The organism is Mesorhizobium sp. WSM4820 (assembly GCF_055811075.1).
This window is the reverse complement of the sequence record NZ_JBVVQN010000001.1, coordinates 314,538-328,886: the sequence shown is the minus strand read 5'-3', so window position 1 is coordinate 328,886 and position 14,349 is coordinate 314,538. Positions and strand designations below refer to the sequence as shown.

The following is a 14,349-nucleotide window of genomic DNA, read 5'->3' as shown; positions in this document are numbered from 1 at the left end:
CCTAACCCAATCGCTCGACATAGACCTTGATGCGACCACCGCAGGATAGGCCGACCTGCCAGGCGGTTTCGTCGGCGACGCCGAACTCCAGCATCTTCGCCTTGCCTGAGTCGATGACGTCGATCGCCTCGGTGACCACTGCGCCTTCGACGCAGCCACCAGAGACGGAGCCATGGAAATTGCCGTCCGCGTCGATGACAAGGTGGCTGCCGACCGGGCGCGGCGCCGAGCCCCAGGTCTCGACCACGGTGGCAATGGCGACATCCTTGCCGTCTTTCATCCAGCCTTCCGCGATGATCAGCGGATCGCGGGCCTCATCGAGATAAATACTGTTATCCATCACCGTTTGTCCCTGAGAAAACATATGACTATGCTGCGTCTCTCGTGCCACCCTCAATCCATCTGCGTGGGTCGACGGAGCGCGCCGAAGTCTTGTCCAGCGACGCGCACAGGTCGGCGAGCGCATCGAGATTGTGCACCGAGCGAAATTCGTCGACATGCGGCAGCATCGCCTTGACGCCGCGGGCGCGCGCCTCGAAGCCGTCGAAGCGCAGCAGCGGGTTCAGCCAGATCAGCCGCCGGCAGGATTTGCGCAGGCGCTCCATTTCCTCCGACAGGCCGGCAACGTCGTCGCGCTCCAGCCCGTCGGTGATCAGGAGAACCACCGCACCTTGCCCCAGCACACGCCGCGACCACAGCCGGTTGAATTCGCCCATCGTATCGCCGATGCGGGTGCCGCCCGACCAGTCCATCACCGCCGCCGAACAGTCGGCGAGTGCTGCGTCTGGATCGCGATGGCGCATCTGCCGCGTCAGATTTGTCAGCCTGGTGCCGAAAACGAAGGCGTGCACGCGCCGGCGCTTTTCGGTCAGCGCATGCAGAAAATGCAGGAAGATGCGCGTGTACTGGCTCATCGAACCGGAAATATCGGCAAGCACGACCAGCGGCGGGTGAACCTCGCGGGCTGAACGGAATTTCGGCAGGATCAATTCGCCGCCGGTGCGCGCAGCGGAACGCATCATGGCGCGCGGATCAATACGGCGACCATGCGCATTAGACTTGAAGCGGCGTGTCCTGACCATGTCGAAGGGCAGCCGCAACTCGGCGATCGCCTTCTTGGCGTCGATCATCTCGGCGGCGTTCATCTGGGCAAAATCCTTGCCCCTCAGCACCTCGTTGCCGGAAAATGTGAAGCGGGCGTCGACCTCGATCTCGGGGATTTCCTGCGCCGGCTGGTTCTTCTGGTGGCCCTCGAACATCGCCTGGCTGACGCGGTTTTCCGCAGCGCGCGGCTTTTGCTTCTCTCTGATATCAGGCGCCACCGGCGAAAACATCGCCAGCATCTTTTCGATCAGCTCGTGCGATTTCCAGAACAGCCGGAAGGTTTCGTCGAAGGTGGGGTGATCCTCGTGCCGCGATACCAGCACGGCATGCAGCGTCCAGTAGAAATCGTCGCGGGAACCGATGCCGGCGGCCAGCACCGCCTCGATGGCATCCTTGACCGAGGCCGGGCCGACCCGCATGCCGGCCTTGCGCAAGGTGCGGGCGAAATAGACGATGTTATCGGCGATCCGCCCGTCCGGCGTTGCCTCTTTCGGTTCGGGATGCGGCGTTGCCATCGCCCTACTCCGCCGCCGAAAGCTCGGCCTTGACCTCGTTGAGGATGCGCCGGCTTTCGCCCTGCTCGATACGGGCAATGTCGTCCTGGTATTTCAGCAGCACGCCGATCGTGTCGGAAATGGTTTCCGGATCGAGCGCCACCTTGTCGAGTTCGGTCAGCGCGCCGGCCCAGTCGATGGTCTCGGCCACACCCGGCACCTTGAACAGTTCGATCTGGCGCAGCTTCTGGATGAACGAAACCACCTCGGCGGACAGCCGGCTGTTGGCCTGCGGCACTTTCCGGCGCACGATTTCCAGCTCGCGCTCGGCATTCGGATAGTCGACCCAGTGATAGAGGCAGCGCCGCTTCAGTGCGTCGTGGATCTCTCTGGTGCGGTTGGTGGTGATGATGACGATCGGCGGCTCCTCCGCCTTGATCGTGCCGAGCTCGGGCACCGTGACCTGGAAGTCGGAGAGGATTTCGAGCAGGAACGCCTCGAAGGCCTCATCGGTGCGGTCGAGCTCGTCGATCAGGAAGACCGGGGCGGCGCCCGCCTTGCCGGTCAGCGCGTCGAGCACCGGGCGGCGGATCAGGTATTTTTCGGAAAAGACGTTGCGCTCCATGTCGGAGCGGTCAACCTTGCCGGCCGCCTCCTCCATGCGGATCTCGATCATCTGCGCGGCGTAATTCCACTCGTAGACGGCCGAAGAGACATCAAGACCTTCATAGCATTGCAGGCGGATCAGCCGGCGGCCGAGCGCTTGCGCCAGCACCTTGGCGATCTCGGTCTTGCCGACGCCGGCCTCGCCCTCGAGGAACAGCGGCCGTTTCATGCGCAGCGACAAGAACAGCACGGTCGCCAGCGACCGGTCCGCCACATAGTCCGCGCCGGTCAGGAGATCGAGCGTCTCATCGATCGTGCGCGGCGTAGGGCGTGGTTTCAACCCGGTCATTCTCTCTCCGTGCGTGCGGCCCATCCAGAGCCTCTACAGAGCGTGATAGCCGCGGTCGTGATAGATCAGCGGCCGCAAATTATCGCCGATACGCAGGCCTGTCACCTTGCCAAAAAGCACACGGTGGGTGGCCAGATCCTTGGTATCGATCAGTTCGCAGTCGAACACGGCAAGCGCGCCCTTCAGTGTCGGCGCGCCGGTCGAGATCATATCCCACTCGCCGAGCGCGAAGCGTTCCTCGACGGGCAGGCCGGTGAGGCCGGAAAAGCCGACCGACAGCGCCTCCTGGTCCGAAGCCAGTGCGTTCAAGGCGAACCTGCCATTCTTTACGAACGGCTCGTTCTTGGGATTTTCGCGATTGAGGCAGACAAGGATGGTCGGCGGCGTGTCCGACACCGAACAGGCTGCAATGACAGTCGCACCGCGCCTGCCGGCGGAACCATCGGTGGTGACCACATGGACGTGGCCGGCAAAATGGGCCATCGCGTCGCGATAGGCCTGCGGCCCTATGTCGTTCTTCTTCAGCACCGGCGATTTCCATTGGTTTGAAGCGAGATGAACCCAACCGTTATATATGGCGGCATATTGCATGCCACAAGCGAAGTGGTTGACATGCATCCTGAATTTCGCGTGTTGCGTGAAAGCTGACCAGCCTTTAGGTCTTGGCAGGAAGTGGCGCCGGCAAACACGCGACCGGCGCGGAGGAATTCTTCGCTCGCATGCGACCCCGGACAATAGGCACGACAACGACAATAGCGGTGCTGGCCTGGCTGTCTGCCGGTGATGCCAACGCTGAGACGCTGCTGGTCGGTGTCGCGGCACCACTGTCCGGGCCGTCGGCGACCCTCGGCAAGCAGATCGAGGCGGGCGCCGGCCTGGCAGCAGCGGCGAACGGTGCTCAACTCAAGGTTGTCGACGACGCCTGCACGGCCGATGGCGGGGCTGCCGCGGCGAGGGAATTCGTTGCGGCGAAGGTCGGCGTGGTCGTCGGCTTCCTCTGCACCGAGGCGATCGAGGCGGCACTGCCGATCCTGAAGGACGCCAACATACCGGTCATCACCGTCGGCGTGCGTACCGAAAGCCTGACCGACCGGCGCGCCAAGACCGGCTGGCCGATCTTTCGGCTCGGGCCGCGCGGCGATGACGAGCGCAACGCCGTCGCCTTCAATCTCACCCGCCAATGGCAGAACGAGCTGTTCGCCATCATCGACGACGGCACGATTTACGGCCGCGAAATCGCCGAGACGCTTCGGGCGGCAGCCGAGCAGGCGGCGCTGAAACCGGTGTTCGTCGACACATTCAGGCCGCAGCTCGACAACCAGATCGGGCTGATCGGGCGGCTGAGGAAGGCCGGCGCAACGCATGTCTTCGCCGGCGGCGACGGCGAAGATATCGCCATCATGGGCCGCGACGCCGGCCAGCTCGATGCCGGCATCATTTTTGCCGGCGGCGAAGCGCTGCGCACAGCGCCCGGCGACGTGCCTTATGCCACGGGCACGCTGATGTTTGCGCCGCCCGAATGGGCCGATGTCGCCGACTCCAGGGTGCTCGAAAGCTTTGCCGCACAAAAGATCGTGCCGGAGGGCTACACGCTGCCGGCCTATGCGGCGGTCGAGATCGCCAGGGCGGCGACGGCCGAAACCTCCGGCAGGCCACTGGCCGATGCGCTCGCCGCGCATGACTTCAGCACCGCGATCGGACCGATCCGCTTTGACGGCAAGGGCGACTTGACCGAAAACCTTTATCGGGTCTTCCGTTTCAACGGCACAAATTTCGTGCCGGCGGAGGCCAAATGATGTTTCGCACCGGGCCGCGCAATCTCATCACCGATGTCGCCGGCCTGCGTGTCGGCAACGCTTCCGATGTGAGGCTGAAGTCCGGGGTGACCACCGTCGTCTGCGACGATCCGGCAGTGGCCGGTGTGCAGATCCTGGGCGGCGCGCCGGGCACCCGCGAGACCGACCTGCTCGAGCCGCACAATTCGATCGAGGCGATCCATGCCGTGGTGCTTTCGGGTGGCTCGGCTTACGGTCTCGATGCCGCCTCCGGCGTGCAGGCGGCACTACGCGAAAACGGCATCGGCGTGGAGGTCGGCGGCTTTCGCGTGCCGATCGTGCCGGCGGCGATCCTGTTCGACCTGCGCAACGGCGGCGACAAGGACTGGGGCCGCTATCCGCCCTACCGCGATCTCGGCTATGAGGCGGCACAGGCAGTCGGCATCGATTTTCCGCTCGGCACGGTCGGCGCGGGCACCGGTGCCCTGAGTTCCGGCCTCAAGGGCGGCCTCGGATCGGCCTCGACGGTGCTCGACAGCGGCGTCACCATCGGCGCACTCGCCGCCGTCAATCCGACCGGCTCGGTGACGATCGCCCGAAGCAGGCACTTCTGGGCAGCGCCCTTCGAGATCGGCGACGAGTTCGGCGGGCTTGGTTATCCCGCGCCGATGCCGGCGGACGCGAAAAGGATCCTGCTGAAATTTCGCGACAAGCACGTCGGAGGCAACACGACCATCGCCGTCATCGCCACGGACGCACTTCTCACCAAGGCCGCCGCAAAACGCCTGGCGATATCAGCGCATGACGGCTTCGTGCGCGCCATTTGGCCGACACATACGCCGGCCGACGGCGATCTGGTTTTCGCGCTGGCGACCGGCAAGAGCGGCATCGAGCTCGCGCCCAACGACGCCATCGAGCTTTACGCCGCGGCCGGCGCCACCATGGCGCGCGCCATCAGCCGCGGCGTCTTTGCCGCGACGCCCGCCGATGGCGACCTGTTTCCGGTCTGGTCGTCGCGTTGAATGCGGGCTGCCGTGGCCCGTCATCAGGTGGGATCGGATTTTTCCTCCTCGAACGTGACCGCGACATCCGAATTTGCCGACAGCCGGACTTTCTGGCCCTCGACTTCGGCTACGAGGCTGAGCGGAATGAAGTGGTGATGCCCTCTGTGGGCGCCCTCGCCGCTGTCGCGCTTGGTCAGCTTAATTCGGTGTCCCTCAACCTTGTCGACAGTGCCGACATGGACGCCGTCGGCGCCGATCACTTCCATATGTTCGCGAATGCTGGCTGCATCGGTCATTGTGGGTGCTCCATTTCAAGCTGCCAACATAAACAAATGACGGCACGATTGGATGCATCGGGTTGCGTCTCAGAGGACACGACGTTTTGACGATGTCGTGATAGTGATCGAAACAACTCTGGCTGCTCAAACGGAAATCCGATGCGAATTCTCGTCCTGTTTGCTGTGTCCCTCCTTGCCCAGTTTGCAACTTCGCTCGCCGCGCATGCCGGCGATGTTGCCGAGCTTGAAATCCTCGGCTTCACCGGGGATGGCGGCGCCTTCGCCTTCGAGGAGTACGGTGTCCAGGACGGGTCGGGGTTTCCCTATGCCAATCGCTATTACATCAACACCGCCGACGACAGTTTTCTCAAGGGCACACCGATCAGGGTGCGGCTTGACGACGAGAACGCAACGCTCGACGCGGCGCGTCTTGCAGCCCGTCAGAAAGGTGAAGCTATCATCAAACAGGCGGAATTGACGGCGAATCGCGGCATCACCGCCGGCTCCAACCCGGTGACCGAGCTTTCGGCCGATCCGTTCCGCATGGTGGTCAACCCGCGGCCGATCTTTTCGCCGGTCGATGATCCGCTCGAGTTCCGACTCGACGAGATCGGCATGAACCATACCGAAACCTGCCAAAACCTTGGCGAGATCAACGGCTTTCGTCTGTTGCGCATCGAGGCGAAAGGCGGTGGCAAGACTGAACTCCTGCACGAAGACAAGTCGATCCCCAAAAGCAGAGGCTGCCCGAACGGCTATCGAATCGGCGCGGTGCAGACATTTTCCATGCAGGGCCTCAGCGCCTATGCCGTGCTGATCGCGGTGCGCCAGTACGGCTTCGAAGGGCCTGACTATCGCTGGATCGCGGTGACCGGCCGGCTGTGACGTCGCTCCCCGCCATACGCAACGGCGTCCTGGATCGCATCCGCAAGGCCTTGCCGTCGCCGTCCGCCGCAGTTTGCGGCGCCCTGCTGTGGGCCGCCGCGATGGGCGCCAGCGCACTTGTCAATCTGCTGCTGGACGACTGGGTGACCCCGGCAAATATCCGCTTCGTCTCGTTGCTCTATGCGGCGGGCGGTGCGCTCGCCTTTCCGGTTGGCCTGTTCCTGGCGCGGCTCGTCTCGCTCGGGCGGCATTGGCAAGTAGCCTTGGCGGCCGCGTTTGTCTGCCTTCTTGCCACCACGATCGGCTTCACCGGTGGGCTCTTTGCGCTGCAATACCGTTCCTACTATGCCCAGTGGCATGAACCTGCACTGACCATTGGCTGGTCCATCCAGTTCGTGCACACCATGGCAACGGCGTTCTATCAATTCATCGTGCTGGGTATCCGGCTTTATTTTCCGCTCGGTTTCATCGCGCTTGCTCTCGCCAGCATCTGGTTTGCGCGGCAGCAGCGTTGAGCATTTTGTCTGCCTCTGTTACGACGCGGGCGAACGCCCTCGCAAGTCAGGACTGACCGATGATCCCTCGCTACTCCCGGCCGGAAATGGTGGCCATCTGGTCGCCCGAAACCCGGTTCCGCATCTGGTTCGAGATCGAGGCCTACGCTTGCGACGCGCTGGCCGAGCTCGGCGTGATCCCGAAGGAGGCCGCCAAAACCATCTGGGAAAAAGGCGGAGCCGCCAAGTTCGACGTCGAGGCGATCGACGAGATCGAGCGCGTCACCAAGCACGACGTCATCGCCTTCCTCACCCACCTCGGCGAATTCGTCGGTCCGGACGCCCGCTTCATTCATCAGGGCATGACCTCCTCGGACGTTCTCGACACCTGCTTTGCCGTGCAGCTCACCCGCGCCAGCGACATCCTTCTGGCCGACATCGACGGCCTGCTTGCGGCGCTCAAGCGCCGCGCCTTCGAACACAAGGACACCGTCACCATAGGTCGCAGCCACGGCATCCATGCCGAGCCGACCACCTTCGGCGTCAAGCTGGCGCAGGCCTATGCCGAATTCTCGCGCTGCCGCGAGCGGCTGGTGCACGCGCGCGAGGATATTGCGACATGCGCCATATCAGGTGCAGTCGGCACCTTCGCCAATATCGATCCCTATGTCGAAGAGCATGTGGCGAAGCAACTCGGATTGAAGCCGGAGCCGGTGTCGACGCAGGTGATCCCGCGCGACCGCCATGCGATGTTCTTTGCGACGCTCGCTGTCATCGCCTCGTCGATCGAACGGCTGGCGACAGAAATCCGCCATCTGCAGCGCACCGAGGTGCTGGAGGCCGAAGAGTATTTTTCGCCCGGGCAAAAGGGCTCGTCAGCGATGCCGCACAAGCGTAACCCGGTGCTGACCGAAAACCTCACCGGGCTTGCGCGCATGGTGCGTTCGTTCGCGATGCCGGCGATGGAGAACGTGGCGCTCTGGCACGAGCGCGACATTTCGCATTCGTCGGTCGAGCGCATGATTGGCCCGGATGCGACTGTGACGCTCGATTTCGCGCTATCGCGGCTGACCAGTGTCATCGACAGATTGCTCGTCTATCCCGACAACATGCTGAAGAACATGAACAAGTTCCGCGGCCTCGTGCATTCGCAGCGTGTGCTGCTGGCGCTGACCCAGGCCGGCGTCAGCCGTGAGGACGCCTACCGGCTGGTGCAGCGAAACGCCATGAAAGTATGGGAGCAAGGCGCTGATTTCCTTGATGAACTTTTGGCCGACAAGGAGGTCACCGCAGCCTTGCCCGAGGCCGAAATTCGTGAAAAATTCGACCTTGGCTATCATACCAAGCATGTCGACACGATCTTCAAGCGGGTGTTCGGAGAAGCGTGATTTGACCGGTCCCAGCCGGCGGCTCCAAGCTGGAGCACCCCTCATCCGACCTCGCTTTGCGAGGCCACCTTCTCCCACAAGGGGAGAAGGTAAGACGGCATCGATCATCAAACTGCGAGATCGCCGAGGCGCAAACGGCAGGCTCGCCCTTCTCCCCTTGTGGGAGAAGGTGGATCGGCGCGTAGCGCCGAGACGGATGAGGGGTGATCCAGCCTGGCGCAGGTTCGAATAATCAAGCCTTGCCAGGAACGGTCCTGATCACCGTTCCCCACGGGTCCTCGCGCGTCGCTGCATCAGTCACATTGTCGGACCGCATTTCGACCCAGGCGAGGCCGGACCGGGAAGGATCGCGACGGCCGGCGCCGGCGCTCTGCCACGAATTGGCGCCGATGTGGTGGTGGTAGCCGCCTGATGACAGGAACACCGCCGCGCCACCATATTTCGCCATGGTATCGAAGCCGAATTCCTGGTGCCACCAGGCCTCGGCGTCTTCCGGCCGTCCGACGCGCAGATGGACATGGCCGATGATGCTGTTGTCCGGCATGCCCTGCCAGGCGGCATCGCCGGCGGGCACGTCGGCGACGACCGACGAAATGTTGAGCCGTTCGGTCGCCATCGCTATCTTGTCACCATTCCACTTCCAGTCCTCATGGCGGCGGTCGGAATAGATCTCGATGCCGTTGCCTTCGGGATCGGTCAGGTAGAGCGCCTCGCTGACCAGATGGTCGGAAGCGCCGTCGATGCCGATATTGTTGGCGATGGCGTGGTTGATCCAGCGCCCGAGGTCGGCCCGGCTGGGCAGCAGGAAGGCTGTGTGGAAGAGGCCGGCGCTGCGCGGATCGTCAGGCTTCGCCGCTGCATCCGCTTCGATGTCGAGCAAGGGACGATTGGCGGCGCCCAGCGTGATCGTGCCCCCGGCGCGGCTCAGTTCGCGCAGACCGACGACATTGCGATAATAGGCAGCGAGATTTTCGGCATCGCGCGCGCGCAACCCGACGCGGGCAACACTGACCGGGGTCGTGGCGGCAAAAGGCAATTCGCTCATCAAAGTCTCCGTTTGGTCGACGAGATCCCCAAAACCAGGAGCCCGGCGCCACCTACCATTGTTCGTCGTGTCAGTTCCAAATCCTGGGTCTCATGTACACGGCTGTTTCCTTTCCCGATGACAGATCGTCGATCGCGATCGTTCACACAAGACGGCAAGAAGCGAACATGGTGTTCACTATTTGTGAGTATCGCACCGATCATCATCACGGTTGCACGAAACCGTGTCCCTCGCTACATGCGCGCCATGAAAGTCAGGGATGCAGACATTCTCATCGTGCCGGGCTACACCAATTCCGGCCCCGACCATTGGCAGAGCCGCTGGCAATCGAAATTGTCGACGGCGCGGCGCGTCGAGCAGGCGGAATGGTCGAAGCCAGTGCGCGAAGACTGGACGGCGAGCGTGGCGAAGGCGGTCAACGAGGCCGAGCGACCGGTCGTTGTCGTCGCGCATTCGCTCGGCGTCGCCGCCGTGATCCAGGCAATGCCGCAGTTCCAGCGTCGGGTCGCCGGAGCGTTCTTCGTGGCGCCGCCCGACGTCGCCAATCCAGAGATAAAACCCAGGCACCTGATGACCTTCGGCCCTTATCCGCGTGAGCCGCTGGCATTTCCCTCGGTGGTGATCGCCAGCCGCAACGACCCGTTCTGCACGTTCGAGGTGGCCGAGGACATTGCCGGCGCCTGGGGCTCGCTGTTCATCGACGCCGGCGAGGCCGGACATCTCAACGCCGATGCCGGCTTCGGCCCTTGGCCGGAAGGCTCGATGACTTTTGCGAAATTCCTGACTGACCTTTAGGGGCTTATCGAGTCCCTCACGCTCTTCAGCAGGGTTTTTGCCCCCAGGCCGATCAACGCGTGCTCGGAGCCCATCGCCAGCAGCCGATAGCCCATCGACACCACACGGGCGGCGATGGCCGGCTCGATGACGTAGATCGCGGCATGCTTGCCGGCCTTGCGCGTCCGCTCGGCGATCGAGGCGACTGTTTCCATCATGCTTTCGAGCGTCGAGTTGACGGCGGCGCCGTTCGACCAGGCAATCGAAAAATCCGATGGCCCGAGGAAGATGCCGTCGATACCCGGCGTGTCGAGGATGCCGTCGAGTGCATCGAGCGCGGCGCGCGTTTCGACCATGGCGAAGGCCATGGTGCGCGCGTTGCTGTCGCGCAGCCAGTCGGCATAGTCGCCCTTGCCATGACGCGGAAAGGCATAAGTCGGGCCCCAGGAACGCTCGCCGAGCGGCGGATACTTCATGGCGGCAGCGAACAGCCTGGCGTCCGCCACCGAATTCACCATCGGCGCAATCACCGCCTCGGCGCCGAAATCGAGCGCGCGGCTGGCCATGTCGAAGCGGCCGACCGGAATGCGCACCAGCGCCGGTTTGTTGGCGGCCAGCACCGACGCAAGGCCGCGCAGCACGCTGTCCTCATGATGTCCGCCATGCTGCATGTCGAGGGTGACGGCATCGAACCCCTGTCTGGCAAGAATCTCGACCGTCAGGGCATCAGGCACGCCGGACCATGCGGTGCACAAGGTTTCATCGGCCACAAGGCGTGACTTGAGGGACATGGGCGCCTTCCTTATTCGACCTCGCATCGGCCCAAAATCGCCGACAAAGTCGGCCCGACGCGAGGAGTCAAAGTTTTAGAGCGTACTTTCCGAATGGATGCACGTCGCTCTAATGCAGTTCAGCCGGAAACAGCTGCAAAGGCAAAGAAAAACCGCCCGGAGGGGCGAGGCGGTCGATTGGTCCAGCGTGTCGATTGGCTCAGAGCAAGGGTCAGGTGTTCTTGATCTGCTCGATTGCCTGCGCCATCAGATCGTCCATGGTGCGGCGAATCTGGTGGTCCGACTGGGCGACCCCGGCTTCGTCGAAATCCTTGCGGATCTTGCGGAAAACGTCGTGGTCGCCGGCTTCCTCGATATCGGCGAGGACGACCTGGCTGGCATAGGCTTCGGCGTCGGCCCCGGCCTTGCCGAGCTTTTCGGCGGCCCACAGGCCGAGCGCCTTGTTGCGGCGGGCCGCAGCCTTGAACCGGAGTTCCTCGTCGATTACGAACTTGCGCTCGAAGCCCTCCTCGCGATCTTTCATGCTGCTCATGGCATCCCTCCGGTCAAATCCGATTTGGTTGGCAGTCGAAATATGTGTCTTGCCCAGCACAAACCAAAAGGCCGCGGGCCGGTCAATATGCTACATCACTTGCTGCGCTGCGGCATTTCATTCCGGAAAGCGGTGATTGAAAGGATTTGCCGATTGAGCAAACACTGCGATTGGGATAGACACCGGCATTGAACCCCTACCGTTGCCGCACTAATTTAGGCGTACGGACAGGAACTGGTCGCTTGCCGCCTGCCCGGAAATCCAGAGAAAAGATCAGATGAAAAATCGCCGCCGCATTTATGAAGGCAAGGCCAAGATCCTCTATGAGGGCCCTGAGCCGGGAACACTGATCCAGTTCTTCAAGGACGACGCGACCGCTTTCAACAAGAAGAAGCACGAAATCGTCGATGGCAAGGGCGTGCTCAACAACCGCATTTCCGAGCACATCTTCAACCATCTCAACCGGATGGGCATTCCGACCCATTTCATCCGCCGGCTCAACATGCGCGAGCAGCTGATCAAGGAAGTCGAGATCATCCCGCTCGAGGTGGTCGTGCGCAATGTCGCCGCCGGCTCGCTGGCCAAGCGTCTCGGCATCGAGGAAGGCACCGTACTGCCGCGCTCGATCATCGAATTCTATTACAAGGCCGATGCGCTCGACGACCCAATGGTGTCTGAAGAGCACATCACCGCTTTCGGCTGGGCAAGCCCGCAGGAGATCGACGACGTCATGGCGCTGGCCATCCGCGTCAACGACTTCCTCTCCGGCTTGTTCATGGGCGTCGGCATCCAGCTTGTCGACTTCAAGATCGAATGCGGCCGGCTGTTCGAAGGCGACATGATGCGCATCGTCGTTGCCGACGAGATCTCGCCGGACTCGTGCCGTCTGTGGGACGTGGCGACCCAGGACAAGCTCGACAAGGATCGTTTCCGCCGCGACATGGGCGGTCTGGTCGAAGCCTATCAGGAAGTCGCCCGCCGCCTCGGCATCATGAACGAGAACGAGCCGCCGCGTCCCGCCGGGCCGGTGCTCGTCGCCTCGACCGATGGCCTCAAAGGCAAGCCGCACTGAGATTTCTTGCCGCTCAACACGTCGAACAGGAGCATGTCCAGCGTGATCAAGGCCCGCATTACCGTCACTCTCAAGAACGGCGTGCTCGACCCGCAAGGCAAGGCGATCGAACACGCATTGTCCGGGATGGGCTTTGACGGCGTCGGCCAGGTGCGGCAGGGCAAGGTTTTCGACGTCGAGCTTGCCGAGAGCGACAAGGCCAAGGCCGAAGCCGATCTCAAAGCCATGTGCGACAAGCTTCTGGCGAATACGGTGATTGAGAACTATAGTGTGGCCATTACCTAAGGTTGTGCCGGAGGGCAGATGGCCGAGATTGATGGAAGCTTGATATTTGAAGTCCTCAAGTCCATTCAGTCGCGTCTGGACAGGATGGATTTGACGCTCGGGGAGGTAAAGTCCGAGCTTGGCTCTATCTGCGGCCATCTCATCGCCACCGAGGGCGACGTGAAGAACATTTATGGCGTGCTGGCTCGCCAGGACGAGCGCCTGGAACATATTGAACGCCGCTTAGACCTGCGCGAGCTTGCCGAAGCCCAGAGGCCTTACGAACCGAAATGAAATCAGCCGTCGTCCTCCTGCCAGGCCTCAACCGTGACCGCGACATGATCGCGGCGCTGACCAAGATTTCGGGAACGCCGCCGGTCACGGTCTGGCAGACCGACACCGAAATCCCCGACGTCGACCTGATCGCCATTCCCGGCGGCTTCTCCTTCGGCGATTATCTGCGCTGCGGCGCCATTGCCGCGCGCATGCCGGTGATGCGGGCGGTTGCCGAAAAGGCGGCCAAGGGGGTCATGGTCATCGGCGTCTGCAACGGCTTCCAGATCCTGGTCGAGGCCGGCCTTTTGCCAGGCGCCTTGATGCGCAACACGTCGCTGAAATTCGTCTGCCGGCAAGTCAAGCTGCAGATCGCCAACGCCAACACGATGTTCACCCGCCGCTATCAGCCGGGCCAGATCATCCGCTCGCCGGTGGCGCATCATGACGGCAATTACTTTGCCGACGCCGAAACGCTGCGCAGGCTCGAAGGCGAAGGCCAGGTCGTCTTCCGTTATGCCGAAGGCACCAACCCCAACGGCTCGATCAACGACATTGCCGGCATCATCAACGGCCAGGGCAATGTGCTCGGCCTGATGCCGCATCCCGAGAACCTGATCGAAGCGGCGCATGGCGGCAGCGACGGCCGGGCGCTGTTCGAAAGTGCGCTTGGCATCGCCGCTTGATTCTTCAGCGTTCATCTTTTTTCCGAATTCGAAATAGGCGCCGCATGAGCCCGAGACAGACGATCGCCCGCCTCGCTCTTGTCGCCGCCGCCTGCCTTGTGCTCGCCTCCTGCCAGTCGAAGCCGAAGAACGCGCCGGCGCCTTCGGGCAAGAGTGCGGCGCTGCTTGCCATGGAACAGGTGGCGATCGCCGCCCACAAATGCTGGATCGCCAGCAAGGATCCCGCTTTCAAGCCCTATCAGATGGCCAACGAGCTGAATTCGTTCACCGGCACGCCGCGCTTCCTGCTGGTTCCGGTCAAGCATTATGGCGGAAAGCCGTTGCTGGTCGTGCAGGCACAAGGCAATTCACGCCGGGTCGACGTGTACGGTCCGCTGATGGCCGAACCGCTCGGCGCACGCATCGGCTCGGATATTGCCCGCTGGCAGGCTGGCAATCAGGCCTGCGGTGCGGCTGCATAGCGTCATGGCTTGCTGCAGATCGCCGGCCTGGTCATAGGCCTGGCCGGGCTTGTCCTGCAATCTGCAATGAAGAC

19 protein-coding genes are annotated in these 14,349 nt (G+C 62.7%); 11 read left to right on the top strand and 8 right to left on the bottom strand.

Going from position 1 to position 14,349, the window contains the following annotated elements; all coding sequences use genetic code 11:
* Window position 1: 1 nt before the first annotated feature.
* From AC0L2R_RS01650 to AC0L2R_RS01635, 4 genes are read right to left on the bottom strand one after another with little or no spacing between them, the layout of a single operon-like run.
* On the bottom strand, window positions 2-340 hold the full coding sequence (locus tag AC0L2R_RS01650; RefSeq protein WP_473507519.1) for an XdhC family protein: 339 nt from the start codon (window positions 338-340) through the stop codon (window positions 2-4).
* A gap of 28 nt (window positions 341-368) precedes the next feature.
* Window positions 369-1,619: a vWA domain-containing protein gene (locus AC0L2R_RS01645; RefSeq protein WP_473507518.1), complete on the bottom strand. Its 1,251-nt coding sequence runs from the start codon at window positions 1,617-1,619 to the stop codon at window positions 369-371.
* A gap of 4 nt (window positions 1,620-1,623) precedes the next feature.
* Window positions 1,624-2,553, bottom strand: a complete 930-nt coding sequence (locus AC0L2R_RS01640) for an AAA family ATPase (protein ID WP_473507517.1) — start codon at window positions 2,551-2,553, stop codon at window positions 1,624-1,626.
* Window positions 2,554-2,586: 33 nt separating this feature from the next.
* On the bottom strand, window positions 2,587-3,081 hold the full coding sequence (locus AC0L2R_RS01635; RefSeq protein ID WP_023798233.1) for a flavin reductase: 495 nt from the start codon (window positions 3,079-3,081) through the stop codon (window positions 2,587-2,589).
* A gap of 191 nt (window positions 3,082-3,272) precedes the next feature.
* On the opposite strand from AC0L2R_RS01635, the gene AC0L2R_RS01630 reads away from it, so the two are divergent.
* Window positions 3,273-4,349 (top strand): branched-chain amino acid ABC transporter substrate-binding protein, encoded by a 1,077-nt coding sequence (locus AC0L2R_RS01630; protein ID WP_473507516.1) that lies wholly within the window; start codon window positions 3,273-3,275, stop codon window positions 4,347-4,349.
* Window positions 4,349-5,350, top strand: coding sequence for a P1 family peptidase (locus tag AC0L2R_RS01625; protein ID WP_473507734.1), 1,002 nt, complete (start codon window positions 4,349-4,351; stop codon window positions 5,348-5,350). The genes AC0L2R_RS01630 and AC0L2R_RS01625 overlap by 1 nt, the downstream gene beginning before the upstream one ends.
* A gap of 23 nt (window positions 5,351-5,373) precedes the next feature.
* On the opposite strand, the gene AC0L2R_RS01620 is transcribed toward AC0L2R_RS01625, so the two are convergent.
* On the bottom strand, window positions 5,374-5,628 hold the full coding sequence (locus tag AC0L2R_RS01620) for a DUF2171 domain-containing protein (protein ID WP_128246624.1): 255 nt from the start codon (window positions 5,626-5,628) through the stop codon (window positions 5,374-5,376).
* Between the two features lie 141 nt (window positions 5,629-5,769).
* Here AC0L2R_RS01620 and AC0L2R_RS01615 point away from each other — a divergent pair, with 141 nt between their 5' ends.
* Genes AC0L2R_RS01615 through purB form a run of 3 tightly spaced genes read left to right on the top strand, consistent with a single transcriptional unit; the run spans window position 5,770 to window position 8,377 of the window.
* Entirely contained in the window at window positions 5,770-6,495 is a 726-nt protein-coding gene (locus tag AC0L2R_RS01615) for a DUF2259 domain-containing protein (RefSeq protein WP_473507515.1), read from the top strand.
* Window positions 6,492-7,010 (top strand): hypothetical protein, encoded by a 519-nt coding sequence (locus tag AC0L2R_RS01610; protein WP_287057604.1) that lies wholly within the window; start codon window positions 6,492-6,494, stop codon window positions 7,008-7,010. The genes AC0L2R_RS01615 and AC0L2R_RS01610 overlap by 4 nt, the downstream gene beginning before the upstream one ends.
* Window positions 7,011-7,069: 59 nt before the next feature.
* A complete protein-coding gene (purB, locus tag AC0L2R_RS01605; protein ID WP_473507514.1) occupies window positions 7,070-8,377 on the top strand; it encodes an adenylosuccinate lyase in 1,308 nt (435 codons plus the stop codon).
* A 232-nt stretch (window positions 8,378-8,609) separates the two neighbouring features.
* On the opposite strand, the gene AC0L2R_RS01600 is transcribed toward purB, so the two are convergent.
* Window positions 8,610-9,422 (bottom strand): VOC family protein, encoded by an 813-nt coding sequence (locus tag AC0L2R_RS01600; protein ID WP_473507513.1) that lies wholly within the window; start codon window positions 9,420-9,422, stop codon window positions 8,610-8,612.
* Between the two features lie 246 nt (window positions 9,423-9,668).
* Here AC0L2R_RS01600 and AC0L2R_RS01595 point away from each other — a divergent pair, with 246 nt between their 5' ends.
* On the top strand, window positions 9,669-10,217 hold the full coding sequence (locus AC0L2R_RS01595) for an RBBP9/YdeN family alpha/beta hydrolase (protein WP_473507733.1): 549 nt from the start codon (window positions 9,669-9,671) through the stop codon (window positions 10,215-10,217).
* Here AC0L2R_RS01595 and AC0L2R_RS01590 read toward each other — a convergent pair.
* Both AC0L2R_RS01590 and AC0L2R_RS01585 read right to left on the bottom strand, forming a co-directional pair.
* A complete protein-coding gene (locus tag AC0L2R_RS01590) occupies window positions 10,214-10,987 on the bottom strand; it encodes an HpcH/HpaI aldolase family protein (protein WP_473507512.1) in 774 nt (257 codons plus the stop codon). The two genes, AC0L2R_RS01595 and AC0L2R_RS01590, sit on opposite strands and share 4 nt — an antisense overlap.
* 211 nt (window positions 10,988-11,198) lie before the next feature.
* A complete protein-coding gene (locus AC0L2R_RS01585; protein WP_027154189.1) occupies window positions 11,199-11,519 on the bottom strand; it encodes a DUF1476 domain-containing protein in 321 nt (106 codons plus the stop codon).
* 277 nt (window positions 11,520-11,796) lie between these two features.
* Between AC0L2R_RS01585 and purC the strand changes: the two genes are divergently transcribed.
* Genes purC through AC0L2R_RS01560 form a run of 5 tightly spaced genes read left to right on the top strand, consistent with a single transcriptional unit; the run spans window position 11,797 to window position 14,275 of the window.
* A complete protein-coding gene (purC, locus tag AC0L2R_RS01580) occupies window positions 11,797-12,591 on the top strand; it encodes a phosphoribosylaminoimidazolesuccinocarboxamide synthase (RefSeq protein WP_023798245.1) in 795 nt (264 codons plus the stop codon).
* 42 nt (window positions 12,592-12,633) lie between these two features.
* The gene (purS, locus tag AC0L2R_RS01575) at window positions 12,634-12,876 is read left to right on the top strand and encodes a phosphoribosylformylglycinamidine synthase subunit PurS (protein ID WP_023798246.1); all 243 of its coding nucleotides are present in this window, start codon (window positions 12,634-12,636) and stop codon (window positions 12,874-12,876) included.
* An 18-nt stretch (window positions 12,877-12,894) separates the two neighbouring features.
* On the top strand, window positions 12,895-13,149 hold the full coding sequence (locus AC0L2R_RS01570; RefSeq protein WP_473507511.1) for a hypothetical protein: 255 nt from the start codon (window positions 12,895-12,897) through the stop codon (window positions 13,147-13,149).
* Window positions 13,146-13,814 (top strand): phosphoribosylformylglycinamidine synthase subunit PurQ, encoded by a 669-nt coding sequence (purQ, locus tag AC0L2R_RS01565; protein ID WP_023798248.1) that lies wholly within the window; start codon window positions 13,146-13,148, stop codon window positions 13,812-13,814. Before AC0L2R_RS01570 ends, purQ begins: the two co-directional genes overlap by 4 nt.
* Before the next feature lie 44 nt (window positions 13,815-13,858).
* Window positions 13,859-14,275: a hypothetical protein gene (locus tag AC0L2R_RS01560; protein ID WP_128246630.1), complete on the top strand. Its 417-nt coding sequence runs from the start codon at window positions 13,859-13,861 to the stop codon at window positions 14,273-14,275.
* The last annotated feature ends 74 nt before the right edge of the window (window positions 14,276-14,349 follow it).

Excerpts from the sequence above, each read along its gene's own strand:
- AC0L2R_RS01585 (WP_027154189.1), bottom strand. The coding sequence starts at position 11,519 with ATGAGCAGCATGAAAGATCGCGAGGAGGGCTTCGAGCGCAAGTTCGTA.
- AC0L2R_RS01650 (WP_473507519.1), bottom strand. The coding sequence starts at position 340 with ATGGATAACAGTATTTATCTCGATGAGGCCCGCGATCCGCTGATCATC.
- AC0L2R_RS01630 (WP_473507516.1), top strand. The coding sequence starts at position 3,273 with ATGCGACCCCGGACAATAGGCACGACAACGACAATAGCGGTGCTGGCC.
- AC0L2R_RS01615 (WP_473507515.1), top strand. The coding sequence starts at position 5,770 with ATGCGAATTCTCGTCCTGTTTGCTGTGTCCCTCCTTGCCCAGTTTGCA.
- purQ (WP_023798248.1), top strand. The coding sequence starts at position 13,146 with ATGAAATCAGCCGTCGTCCTCCTGCCAGGCCTCAACCGTGACCGCGAC.
- purC (WP_023798245.1), top strand. The coding sequence starts at position 11,797 with ATGAAAAATCGCCGCCGCATTTATGAAGGCAAGGCCAAGATCCTCTAT.
- AC0L2R_RS01645 (WP_473507518.1), bottom strand. The coding sequence starts at position 1,619 with ATGGCAACGCCGCATCCCGAACCGAAAGAGGCAACGCCGGACGGGCGG.
- AC0L2R_RS01640 (WP_473507517.1), bottom strand. The coding sequence starts at position 2,553 with ATGACCGGGTTGAAACCACGCCCTACGCCGCGCACGATCGATGAGACG.
- AC0L2R_RS01620 (WP_128246624.1), bottom strand. The coding sequence starts at position 5,628 with ATGACCGATGCAGCCAGCATTCGCGAACATATGGAAGTGATCGGCGCC.
- AC0L2R_RS01590 (WP_473507512.1), bottom strand. The coding sequence starts at position 10,987 with ATGTCCCTCAAGTCACGCCTTGTGGCCGATGAAACCTTGTGCACCGCA.
- AC0L2R_RS01570 (WP_473507511.1), top strand. The coding sequence starts at position 12,895 with ATGGCCGAGATTGATGGAAGCTTGATATTTGAAGTCCTCAAGTCCATT.
- AC0L2R_RS01560 (WP_128246630.1), top strand. The coding sequence starts at position 13,859 with ATGAGCCCGAGACAGACGATCGCCCGCCTCGCTCTTGTCGCCGCCGCC.
- purB (WP_473507514.1), top strand. The coding sequence starts at position 7,070 with ATGATCCCTCGCTACTCCCGGCCGGAAATGGTGGCCATCTGGTCGCCC.
- AC0L2R_RS01600 (WP_473507513.1), bottom strand. The coding sequence starts at position 9,422 with ATGAGCGAATTGCCTTTTGCCGCCACGACCCCGGTCAGTGTTGCCCGC.
- AC0L2R_RS01595 (WP_473507733.1), top strand. The coding sequence starts at position 9,669 with ATGAAAGTCAGGGATGCAGACATTCTCATCGTGCCGGGCTACACCAAT.
- AC0L2R_RS01625 (WP_473507734.1), top strand. The coding sequence starts at position 4,349 with ATGTTTCGCACCGGGCCGCGCAATCTCATCACCGATGTCGCCGGCCTG.